At 60.7% G+C, this 11748-nt stretch carries 10 protein-coding genes; 5 read left to right on the top strand and 5 right to left on the bottom strand.

Annotated features, from left to right (window positions below; translation table 11 throughout):
* Positions 1-109 precede the first annotated feature (109 nt).
* The 5 genes from AAEZ05_RS06950 to AAEZ05_RS06930 form a co-directional block, all read right to left on the bottom strand.
* Entirely contained in the window at positions 110-553 is a 444-nt protein-coding gene (locus AAEZ05_RS06950) for a hotdog fold thioesterase (protein WP_045061759.1), read from the bottom strand.
* A 32-nt stretch (positions 554-585) separates the two neighbouring features.
* A complete protein-coding gene (locus AAEZ05_RS06945) occupies positions 586-2253 on the bottom strand; it encodes an AMP-binding protein (protein WP_205893468.1) in 1668 nt (555 codons plus the stop codon).
* Positions 2254-2429: 176 nt separating this feature from the next.
* The gene (gene sixA / locus AAEZ05_RS06940) at positions 2430-2882 is read right to left on the bottom strand and encodes a phosphohistidine phosphatase SixA (RefSeq protein ID WP_045061761.1); all 453 of its coding nucleotides are present in this window, start codon (positions 2880-2882) and stop codon (positions 2430-2432) included.
* Positions 2879-3226 carry a DUF4389 domain-containing protein gene (locus AAEZ05_RS06935; RefSeq protein WP_045061762.1) on the bottom strand — a complete coding sequence of 116 codons (348 nt, stop codon included), beginning with the start codon at positions 3224-3226 and terminating at the stop codon, positions 2879-2881. The genes sixA and AAEZ05_RS06935 overlap by 4 nt, the downstream gene beginning before the upstream one ends.
* Positions 3227-3269: 43 nt before the next feature.
* Positions 3270-4295 carry an NAD(P)H-dependent glycerol-3-phosphate dehydrogenase gene (locus tag AAEZ05_RS06930; protein ID WP_045061763.1) on the bottom strand — a complete coding sequence of 342 codons (1026 nt, stop codon included), beginning with the start codon at positions 4293-4295 and terminating at the stop codon, positions 3270-3272.
* Positions 4296-4490: 195 nt separating this feature from the next.
* Here AAEZ05_RS06930 and AAEZ05_RS06925 point away from each other — a divergent pair, with 195 nt between their 5' ends.
* The 5 genes from AAEZ05_RS06925 (at position 4491) to fabB (ending at position 11442) form a co-directional block, all read left to right on the top strand.
* Entirely contained in the window at positions 4491-6614 is a 2124-nt protein-coding gene (locus AAEZ05_RS06925) for a TonB-dependent receptor plug domain-containing protein (protein WP_350646850.1), read from the top strand.
* A gap of 1 nt (position 6615) precedes the next feature.
* On the top strand, positions 6616-7548 hold the full coding sequence (locus AAEZ05_RS06920; protein WP_350646849.1) for an ABC transporter substrate-binding protein: 933 nt from the start codon (positions 6616-6618) through the stop codon (positions 7546-7548).
* Positions 7545-9446 (top strand): ATP-binding protein, encoded by a 1902-nt coding sequence (locus AAEZ05_RS06915; protein WP_350646848.1) that lies wholly within the window; start codon positions 7545-7547, stop codon positions 9444-9446. The genes AAEZ05_RS06920 and AAEZ05_RS06915 overlap by 4 nt, the downstream gene beginning before the upstream one ends.
* Positions 9447-9694: 248 nt before the next feature.
* A complete protein-coding gene (fabA, locus tag AAEZ05_RS06910) occupies positions 9695-10210 on the top strand; it encodes a 3-hydroxyacyl-[acyl-carrier-protein] dehydratase FabA (protein ID WP_010211704.1) in 516 nt (171 codons plus the stop codon).
* Positions 10211-10221: 11 nt separating this feature from the next.
* Positions 10222-11442, top strand: a complete 1221-nt coding sequence (fabB, locus tag AAEZ05_RS06905; RefSeq protein WP_045061767.1) for a beta-ketoacyl-ACP synthase I — start codon at positions 10222-10224, stop codon at positions 11440-11442.
* Positions 11443-11748 lie beyond the last annotated feature (306 nt).

The raw sequence follows: 11748 nt of genomic DNA, 5'->3' as shown, positions 1-11748 counted from the left end.
TTACGGCAATGACCATAACGGTCAGGAATGGTGGTAGGAGATATCGCAGAGATCAAAAGATCGTCCGAAGGCTCGGGCCGCGTTCGGACGATCTTTTGACTTTAAAACCTTAGCGCGCCGGAGGATTCTCGCCCAGCGGCACCACAGCCATGGTCAGGCGCGACACGCAACTGGCCTTGCCCTCGTCACTGGTCAGGCGGATATCCCAGACGTGGGTGGTACGGCCGATGTGAATCGCCCTGGCCACTGCCGTCACCCGGCCACTGCGCAGGCCACGCAGGTGGTTGGCATTGATCTCCAGGCCAACGCAGTAGAACTTGCTGGCGTCGATGCACAGGTAACTGGCCATCGACCCCACGGACTCGGCCAGCACCACCGAGGCGCCGCCATGCAGCAGGCCATAGGGCTGGTGAGTGCGATGGTCGATGACCATGCTCGCGGTCAGGGACTCGTCGTCGAACGCTTCGAAGCGAATATCCAGCACCTCGCCAATGGTGTTTTTCTGGATAGCGTTCAACTGCTCAATGTTCGGGGTGGTGCGCCACAGGCTCATCGCTGACATCCTTTGTTGGTTTTGTTCGTCAATCAATCCTGCCACAGCACGGTATCGTTGCGCTCGCTCCATTCCTCGAACCGGCCACCGTAAGCCGCTTCGATCACATTGCGCTTGATCTTCAGGGTCGGCGTGAGGAACCCGTTCTCCACCGCCCAGCTGTCCCTGACCACCACCAGGCGGCGCAAGCGTTCATGTTTATCCAGGGCGCCATTGACCTCCTCCAGGAGTTTTTCCAGGCTCGCATGCAGGCCCGCGCGACCAGTGCCCCCAGCGTCCTGCTGGCCGACGGCGGACAGCACGCACAAGCCCAGCGGCGCGCTCAAGCCATCGCCCACCACGCACACCTGCTCGATGCGCGAGTGCACCGCCAGGCGATTTTCGATGGGCGCCGGGGCCACGTATTTGCCTTTGCTGGTCTTGAAGATTTCCTTCAGGCGTCCGGTCAGGCGCAGGTTGCCCTCGGCGTCTTCCTCACCTTTGTCCCCGGTACGCAGAAAGCCGTCGGCGGTGAGGGTGTCGGCGGTTTTCTCCGGTTCCTTGAAGTAACCGAGCATGGTCGCGCCGCTGCGTACCAGTACTTCTCCGGAGGGTTCGATACGTACCTCGACATCGGGGCAGGGTTTGCCGATCCAGCCGGGTTTCTGCTGGCCGGGCAGGCAGATATGCGAGTAACCACAGCTTTCGGTCATGCCGTAGACCTCCAGCACATCCAGCCCAAGCTTGCGGTACCACAGCAGCAACGTCTGCGGCACCGGAGCTGCGCCGGATAACGCGACACGCAACGCATCCAGGCCAAGCCCGGCGAGCACTCTGTGCCCCACGCGTTTGCCAATGATTGGCAAACCAAGCAGGAAATCCAGGCGCTTTGCCGGGATCTTGCTGTAGACGCCCATCTGGAATTTGGTCCAGATCCTGGGCACCCCAAACAAGGCCGTGGGCCGGGCGCGTTGCAGGTCGGTCAGGAAGGTGTCCAGGCTCTCGGCAAAGAACACCGTTTGCCCGGTGTAGATCGACGCCAGTTCGACGAACATCCGCTCGGCCACGTGACACAGCGGCAGGTAGGACAGCAAGCGGTCAGACTCGTTGAGGCCGAACAACTGCGTGCCCCGGCTCGTGGCGAAACCCAGATTGGCGAAGCTGTGCATCACGCCTTTGGGCATGCCGGTGGTGCCGGAGGTGTAGATGATGGTCGCCAGTTCGTCTGCGGCAGGTTTGGGATCGTCCTGTATGGGAGAACTGGCCTGCAGGTCGGCCCAGCTGAAATTGAAAGTACCCGCAGGGTGCAGTGGCAGGCTGATGGTCGGCAGATGGGCGGCAACGCCCCGGGACATGCCTGGCCAGTCGTCGAGCTTGCCAATGAACGCCAGCGCCGCTTCGGAATGCTCGAGCACCTGGCTCACCGATTCGGCAGTCAGATTGGGGTAGAGCGGAACAGACACATGGCCGGCCATCCAGATCGCCAGGTCGGCAATGATCCAGTGCGCACAGTTTTTCGAGATCAGGGCGATGTGGCTGCCTTGGGGCAATTCCCGAGCTCGCAGCCAGTGGGCAGCGCAGCGTGCCTGATGGCCGACGTCGGCCCAGGTCAGCGTTTCAACCCGTCCGCCGCCCGTGGGTTGCACCAGATAGCGCTGGCGGGGATGGCGGGCTTCACGCTCGTAGAAGACATCCAGAGGCAATCGAAAAGCGCCAGACATGCGACTCGCTCCTTTTATTGGTCTGGAGCAAGCGTAGTCAACCAAGCGATTGCTTGGTTGGTTATTTTATTGCTTTATGAACGAGGCTTGCCCGCGATGGGGTCGCCTCGGTGGCCAGTTGTGCGTCAGTGCATTCATCGCGGGCAAGCCTTGCTCCCACGGCGATCGCTACAGAATCAAGGATGCTTGATACTGTTGAGCTTCATCGCCCCCGCGAGCGGTAAATCGCCCTCCAGCTCAGCCAGTCCGGCCGTAGACACTCGCTCCGGATCCTGCACATGACCATGCTGCAGATACCCGAGCAGATTGCCCACCAGCGGGTTATGACTCACCAGCAGCGCATAATCGACAGATACCAGCTGCTCCGCCACGGCTTGTGGGCGGGAATCGGGAGTGAGCCAATCGACCGTGCGAATATCCGGCTTGAAACCCAGGGCTTCACGCACCAGTTCTGCCGTCTGCTGCGCACGCTTGAAAGGACTGGCGTAGATCGCCGTCAACGGCTCGCTGATTAACAAAGCAGCGCTGCGCAACACTTCGGCGCGGCCACTCGCCGTCAATTCCCGCTCGGAATCAGGACGTGTGCCGTGCGGCTCAGCCTCGCCATGGCGCAATACCCACAGTTTCATAGTTTCGGTTCCTCATCTCGGGCCGGATGCGGTGCTGGCGGCACTGCGTGCGGCGCTTCACCCTCAGGTGCGCGCGGCGTCGGCCAGTCGGCGAAAGGCCAGGGCTTCTGGTCACTGTGGAAGCTGCCGAAACGACCGATCTGCGCCAGGAACTGGCTCAGGCTATCGCCGAAGTTCATCAGGCTGGCGCTCGGGGCACCGTAGATCAAACGATAGATCAACTGAACCAGCACCACTGCGCCAAGGATGAATTGCGCGACTTGCCAGACCAGCACGTAAACGATCATCCACAGCACGCGTAGCAGAATGGACTCGTACTTGGCTTCTTCTTTTGGTTCGTTCATTTCTCGCTCCCTGATTCAATAGATTGGACGTGCGCAGATAAATTCAGTTGAAACCACTGGTAGAAATGAAGTCGACGTCGGTTTTCGGTTCGCCGCGCATCAACAGCCCGATCACCTGCTCAAGCGTGCGCCCTTCAAACAATATCGCGTGCAGTCCGGCGACCAGCGGCATATATACGCCCACTTCCTGAGACTTGACCTTGAGCACCTTGAGCGTGTTAACGCCTTCGGCGACCTCGCCCAGGCGCGTCACCGCGTCTTCCAGGCTCAAGCCCTGGCCAAGGGCAAAACCCACCTGGTAATTTCGGCTTTTGGGCGATGAACAGGTAACAATCAAGTCGCCAACGCCGGCCAACCCCAGGAACGTCATCGGGTTGGCACCCTGGTTCACTGCAAAGCGGGTCATTTCCGCCAGTGCCCGGGTGATGAGCATGCTCTTGGTGTTTTCACCCATGCCCAGCGCGACCGCCATGCCAGCGATGATCGCGTAGACGTTTTTCAACGCCCCGCCCAATTCCACGCCGTAGCGGTCGGCACTGGCATAAACGCGGAACGTGCGGCCATGCAACGCCGCCTGCACGCGCTGGCACAGCTCTTCGTCTTCACTGGCCACCACTGTGGCGGTCAGCGCATGCTCGGCAATCTCCCGGGCGAGGTTCGGCCCGGAGATCACGCCAATGCGGGCCTGCGGGGCGATTTCCTCAAGGATCTGGCTCATCAACTTGAAGGTGTGGGCTTCGATGCCTTTGGTCAGGCTCACCAGCAACTTGCCGCTCAAACGTTCGGCATGCGGCATCAGCACCGCGCGCAACGCGCTGGAGGGCAGCGCGACGAAACACAGGTCGCAGGCGTCCAGCGTGGCCTGCAGGTCGGTGACCGGCTCCACCGCTGGCAAAATCTTGATGCCCTTGAGGTAACGCGGGTTCTCACGATTGACCCGGATGGCCTCGGCCTGCTCCGGATCTCGCATCCACTGTCGGACCTGATGCCCGTTTTCAGCCAGGAGATTGGCCACGGCGGTACCAAAACTTCCGCCTCCCAGGACCGCGATTGGGCGCTGTTCAGTCATATGCAATCCGTTAATCCATACCAATGGCGATGCCGGCATTATACGGAGCGTCCCGGTCGCGGCCAGCCCTCACGTCAATTAGCCTCGCGAACCGGGACACTCGCAACAAATCCTCGGAAATGCCGGCATCCTCCATGGAAAAGTCGACCGGCTCGGTTAACATGCGCGCCCATTCACCACGATCAGGGATGTGTTGTGTCATTTGGTTCCACGTCATCGCGCTCGCCGCTGGTTCTGGCGCTGGTTTTCAGCTCGCCATTGCTGGCAGACGACCTGTTCCTCGACGGCGAACCCTTGCCGCAAGTCCTGACGGCGACTCGGCTGAAGCAGTCGCCGGCGGCGGTACCGGGCAGCATGACGGTGATCGACAGCCAACTGATCACGGCCAGCGGCGCCCGGGACATCAGCGAACTGCTGCGCCTGGTGCCGGGGATGATGGTCGGCAACATCAGCGGCAACCAGGCAGCGGTGAATTATCACGGCACCAGCGCCAGCGAAGCACGGCGCATGCAGGTGCTGATCGATGGTCGCTCGGTTTATCGAGCCGGCTTGTCCACAGTGGACTGGAGCGATATTCCGGTGCCCATGGACGACATCGAGCGCATCGAGGTATTCCGCGGTCCGAACACCGTCAGCTACGGCGCAAATGCCTTGATGGCGGTGGTCAATATCATTACCCGCCGCCCCGCCGACAGCCATGGCTCCCGGATGAAAATTATCCGCGGTCAGCGTGACATCAATGATTACTACGCCAGCCAGGGCTTGGGCTGGGATTCCGGCGATCTGCGCCTGTCGCTGTCCGGCCTGCAAGACGACGGCTTTGACTCTGACCGCAACGGCGCCGACTACCGCGACAGCCGTCGCCTCAACCGCATCAACCTCGCCGTGAGCCAGACACTCGATGAACGACAGAGCATTGACTGGCAGCTCAACGCCAAGGACGGCAGCAACCAACGGCCTTACACCTACAGGCCGGTGTTCTCGGGGATTACTGACGCTGGGAACAATTCCGACGTAGTTGCCAAGACCTACGCAGGCTCACTGCGCTGGAACCTCGACGTCGATCCCGATCACAGCCTTTATATCCAGGGCACCGCCCAGCACTGGGACCGCCAGCAGACATGGCGTGCCTGCGATGCCGAAGTGTCATTCAGCCCGGAACTGACCCGGCTGTGGCAGCTCAACCCCAACTACACCGAAGCGCTGGCGCGCAATATTGCACGCTTCACCACCACCGGTGCGCCGCCGGGCCCGGCTGCGGAACGGGAGCTGGGCAATCAGGTGCTGGGGCAATGGAACAACGGCGCCCGCCAGACCCTGTGCGGCGATATCGACCAGAGTACCCGGGAATCACGCTTCGACCTGGAATTGCAGGACACCCTGAGCCTGTCCGACGGCCTGCGCCTGGTCAGCGGCCTGAACTATCGTTACGACCGGGCAGATTCCGAAACCTACTTCAATGGCACCCTGAATGACACTACCTGGCGCGCGTTCGGCCAACTGGAGTGGCGCGCCACCGAGCACTGGTTGCTGCAGGGCGGCGCCATGTTCGAAGACACACGGTTGATCGGCAGCTCCCTGACCCCGCGACTGGCCGTCAACTACCTGATCAACCCGCGCCATGGCCTGCGGGCCGTGTACTCCGAAGCGATCCGTTCGCCGGACATGTTCGAGAACAACGTCGACTGGAGCTACCGGGTAACCAACCTGCGCCCCAGCGCATACGGACAATCCAGTGCGCGCTATTTCGTCAGGACCCGAGGCCCCGGTGACCTCGAGCAGGAACACATGCGCTCCCGGGAGCTCGGCTACAACGGCTACTTCATCGAGCTGGGGCTGGCGCTGGACGTAAAAGTGTTCCACGACGAAATCAGCGGGATGATCAGCGAACCTTTGCGCAACAATCAGTACATTGCCAGTAACGCCAACCAGGCCCGCTTTACCGGGGCCGAAACGCAAATGGACTGGAGCATCAACCGCACCGACCGCCTACGCCTGACCTATGCCTACGTCGATGCTCACGCGAGCAATCCGGAAGATGAACTGCAGACCGCGCGCAACAGTGGCTCGGCCGGCTGGCTGAGAGACTGGGGGCACGGCTGGAACAGCGCCCTGTTCTACTACGGCGACGATGCGCTGAACGGCTACCGCTTCGAACGGGTCGACACACGTATTGCCAAGCGCATTCAGCTGGGTAAAGCCAGCCTGGAACTGGCCGGCGTGCTGCAGCAGCGCCTGGACCATCAACCCACCACCTTTATCGACAACCAGTACGACCAGCGCCAGGTGATGTACTTCAGCGCGCAGCTGGAGTTTTAGAATGCCAGGTCGTTTGTCAGGGAAGACGCCGACCATCGGCCGCCTGTTGGCCGGTTTGTGCCTGGCCATTGGCGGCCTGCTGAACCTGCTGACGGCAAATGCCGCCGACATTCTGCTCACCGGCGCCGACGACAGTCCCGGCATGCGCTCCTTCGCCGCGGCACTGAGCGAGCGGCGGCCGGGCGACCGGGTCCGTTTTGAAGCACTGGCCAATCTGCCTGCGCCGGGAAAACTGCCACGCGACACCCGACTGATACTGCTCGACCCGCCAAGTCTCGACTGGCGCCTGCAGAATGCCCAAGGCCCGCCCACACTGGTGTTGCGCATCAGTCGTCTGCAGGCACGACAGCGCCTGGGCTCCGCCCTCCCCCAGCACCTGAGCCTGCTGTGGAGCGATCCGCCACTTGAACGCCAATTGCGCCTGATCCGCATTCTGTTGCCCCAGGCAAAACGGATCGGCGTGCTCTACGACCAGCACAGTGAGTTCCTGATCAAGGAACTGCGCCAGGCTGCGGCCCCCCTGCGCATGGAGATCGTCGCCGAGCACTGGGACGACATCAACGACAGCCGCCCCCTGCAAAGCCTGTTGAAAAACAGCGACGTGTTGCTGGGCCTGGACGATCCGGACCTGTACAACCCCAAAACCGTCAAAAACCTGCTCATTAGCAGCTATTCACGGCAAATGGCGCTGGTCGGCCCCAACGCCGCCTTCGTCAAGGCGGGCAGCCTCGCCAGCACCTACAGCGACCAGAACGACTGGCTGGCCGTGCTCGACCGGTTGCTCGACCGCTCGCCAGCCACCTGGCCACGCACGCACTATCCCGATCGGTTCAAAGTCCTGAGCAACCCGCAGGTTGCTCGTTCATTAGGTATTGAACAGATCAATGAAGCATCTGTCGCAACACAGTTGGCCGAAGGAGTAAGCCGCCCGTGACCTTCCATCGTCGTTGGGACATCAACACCCGCACGCAACTGATCAGCCTCGGCCCTGCCCTGTTGCTGACGCTGCTGTTGATCAGCTTTTTTACCTTCGTGCGCATCCAGGACTTGCGCCAGGAGCTCAATCACACCGGTCAGCTGATTGCCAACCAACTGGCGCCCGCCGCTGAGTATGGCGTCATTTCCGGTAACAACGAGGTGCTCGAAGGCCTGCTCAAGGCCACCCTGGCCACGCCCAATGTGCGTTTCCTTGAAGTCCAGGACAGCGCCAACCGCATCCTGGTGTATGTCGAGCAACCTTCCGAAACCCATAACCGTTCACAGCAGGTCGAAGTGTTCCAGGCCCCCGTGCGCCTGCAACGGATCGCGCTCAACAACGATTTCTTCCAGAACAGCCGAGTTGCCAGCATCGCCCCCACCGAGGACTACCTTGGGCGGGTAATCGTCGGCCTGTCGAACGACGCATTCAATCAGCGCCAGCAGGAAATCCTGCTCAAGGCCGCGATCCTGGCATTGTTTGCGCTACTGTTTACGTTCCTGATCGCCAGGCGCCTGGCGGGCAGCCTGTCGCAACCGATTCGCGACATCGGCAACGCGGTCAAGGCCATCCAGGAAGGTGACTACAAGACGCCCCTGCCGATTGTCGATGATACCGAGCTGGGCGCACTGTCTCAGCACATCAACAACCTCGCCAGCGGCCTCGAACAAGCCAGCCGCGAACAGCACCAGGCGATGGAGCAGCTGATCCAGACACGCGAAGAAGCGGAGAAGGCCAACAACGCCAAATCCGACTTCCTGGCGATGATGAGCCACGAACTGCGCACCCCGATGAATGGCGTGCTGGGCATGCTGCAGTTGCTCGAAACCACCGAGATGACCGACGAACAGGTCGAGTATGCAGCACTTGCTTCGGAGTCCACCGAACACCTGCTCAAGGTGATCAACGACATCCTCGACTTTTCGCGAATCGAGCGTTCCGCGCTGGAGCTTGAGCACATCCCGTTCAACCTCGCGGACCTGATCAGCAGTTGCGCCCAGACGTTCCAGCACAGCGCGACGCAGCGTGGACTTGAGTTGGCGCTGCTGATCCCCGAAGACATGAGGCCGCTGCAGGTTCAAGGCGACCCGACGCGCATCCGGCAGATTCTGGTGAACCTGGTCGGCAATGCGCTGAAATTTACCGAGCACGGTCGCGTCAGCATCGAAGCGCAATGGCAATCGCTCGATCATGAGCTGTTGTGGTTGACCTGCACCGTGCGCGACAGCGGCATCGGTATTTCGGCCGAAAGCCTGGAGTTGATGTTCAACGCATTCCAGCAGGCCGACAGCTCCATTTCCCGGCGCTACGGCGGCACCGGGCTGGGCCTGCCGATTGCCCGAACCCTGGCCGAACGCATGGGCGGCACCTTGCGCGCCAGGAGCGAAGAAGGCCTGGGCTCGGTGTTCACCCTGGAAATTCCCCTGGCGCTGTATAAGCAGAAGCTGCCTGTCATCACGCAGCGCCTGCCGGCGGACCTGGGGGGTGGCATGGGACGCAACGTGCTGCTGGTGGAGGACAATCCGGTCAACCAGACCGTCATCGAAGCAATGTTGCGCAGTCTGGGCTTTACTGTCAGCGTCGCCGTTGATGGTGCACATGCGGTACGCAGCGCCGAAAGCCTGATGTTCGAGGCCATCCTGATGGACTGCCGCCTGCCGGTCATGGACGGCTACGAGGCCACCCGGGAAATCCGCAAACTGCCCGGCTGCGACAACGTGCCGATCATCGCCCTGACCGCCAACGCCCTGCAGGGCGATCGCGAAGCGTGTTTAACGGCGGGAATGAACGATTACCTGGCCAAGCCCTTCAAACGCAATGACCTACAGCAAATTCTGCAACGTTGGGTGCAGTAGTACAGGCCTTTTGACCATCTGCGACTGGCGTGAAAGGCGAAAGTGCGGCAGTCTTAGGCACCCGAACAGGCCCGAAAAGGGGCTTGAAAAATAATTTCAGTGCACAAGTGTACTTTCATGTCCTTGGTGCTGTGACTTTCACCACAACGCAATAGTCTATGAGTAGGCTGCTGACTCGAGGCATTAAACGCTTCGATCGGCCGGGAAGATTCGCCCCACCTGCCGCATCGGATTATTGAGGAGCTCGCATGACCAAACAAAACGCCTTTACTCGGGAAGACCTGCTGCGCTGCAGTCGCGGTGAGCTGTTCGGCCCAGGTAACGCGCAACTGCCCGCCCCCAACATGCTGATGGTTGATCGAATCACCCATATCAGCGAAGAGGGTGGCAAGTACGGCAAAGGTGAATTGGTCGCCGAGCTGGATATCACTCCGGACCTGTGGTTCTTCGCCTGTCACTTCGAAGGTGATCCGGTGATGCCAGGCTGCCTGGGCCTCGACGCCATGTGGCAACTGGTCGGCTTCTTCCTTGGCTGGCAAGGCCTGCCAGGTCGCGGTCGCGCACTGGGTTCGGGCGAAGTGAAGTTCTTTGGTCAGGTCCTGCCGACCGCGAAGAAAGTTACGTATAACATTCAGATCAAGCGTGTGCTCAAAGGCAAGCTGAACCTGGCCATCGCCGATGGTTCGGTCAGCGTCGACGGCCGCGAGATCTACACCGCCGAAGGCCTTCGGGTCGGCGTATTTACATCCACTGACAACTTCTAAGGGTTATCCGCATGCGCCGCGTCGTTATCACTGGTCTGGGCATCGTTTCGTGCCTGGGCAATGACAAAGAGACCGTCTCCGCTAACCTGCGTGCAAGTCGCCCGGGCATCCGGTTCAACCCGGAATATGCCGAAATGGGTCTGCGTAGCCAGGTTTCCGGCTCCATTGACCTTCCTCTCGAAGAACTGATCGATCGCAAGATCTATCGCTTCGTTGGCCACGCGGCGGCTTACGCCTACCTGGCCATGAAAGACGCCATCGCCGACTCCGGTCTGACCGATGAGCAGGTCTCAAACCCGCGTACCGGCCTGATCGCCGGTTCCGGTGGCGCCTCCACGCTGAACCAGATGGAAGCGCTGGACATTCTGCGCGAGAAAGGCGTGAAGCGCGTAGGCCCGTACCGTGTCACGCGGACCATGAGCAGCACCGTTTCCGCTTGCCTGGCCACCCCGTTCAAGATCAAGGGCCTGAACTACTCCATCGCTTCTGCCTGTGCTACCAGTGCTCATTGCATCGGTACCGCCATGGAACAGATCCAGATGGGCAAGCAGGACATCGTGTTCGCCGGCGGCGGTGAAGAGGAGCACTGGAGCCAGTCGTTCCTGTTCGACGCCATGGGCGCACTGTCCAGCCAGTACAACGAAACCCCGGAAAAAGCTTCCCGTGCCTACGACGCCAAGCGTGACGGTTTTGTCATTGCCGGCGGTGGCGGCATGGTCGTGGTCGAAGAGCTCGAGCACGCCCTGGCGCGCGGCGCGAAGATCTACGCGGAAATCGTCGGCTACGGCGCGACCTCCGACGGCTACGACATGGTCGCTCCGAGCGGCGAAGGCGCCATCCGCTGCATGCAGATGGCCATGTCCACCGTTGACGCCCCGATCGACTACCTGAACACCCACGGCACGTCGACTCCAGTCGGCGACGTCATGGAGATGAAAGGTGTACGTGAAGTGTTCGGCGACAAGGCCCCGGCCATCAGCTCCACCAAGAGCCTGTCGGGTCACTCCCTGGGCGCCGCCGGCGTTCACGAAGCGATCTACTGCATGCTGATGATGGAAGGTAACTTCATGGCGGGCTCGGCCAACATCGACGAACTGGACCCGGAAGTGGCAGACATGCCGATCCTGACCAAGACTCGCGAAGACGCCACCATCAATACCGTGATGAGCAACAGCTTCGGTTTCGGTGGCACCAATGCCACTCTGGTACTGAAGCGCTGGTCGGGCAAGTAATACGCCCTGCCGCTGCGCTACACAAAAAACGCCCCGACTGGTTCGGGGCGTTTTTTTTGGTTTGGGCGCCGCCATTTCCTGCAGGCGCTGGCGAAACCTGCGATCTTCTGATGTGAAAAATCAGGATCAAAAGATCGCAGGCTTCGCCAGCTCCTACGGGCTATCGTGGGTCAAAATCCTCTTTGAACATGAAGCTTTTGTCATGAAACCAAACGCCCTGCGACCGAATGTCGCGGATTTAAAGGGCTGCAGGGCTTTCTCGATTTTCATGAAAAACTGTTACCCAAATGGCCTGTTTACTTAGCC

Origin of the sequence: Pseudomonas sp. HY13-MNA-CIBAN-0226, from assembly GCF_040310305.1 — a bacterium.
GTDB lineage: Bacteria > Pseudomonadota > Gammaproteobacteria > Pseudomonadales > Pseudomonadaceae > Aquipseudomonas > Aquipseudomonas gregormendelii.
The sequence above is the reverse complement of the archived record's forward strand: the minus strand, read 5'-3'. Positions and strand labels throughout refer to the sequence as shown.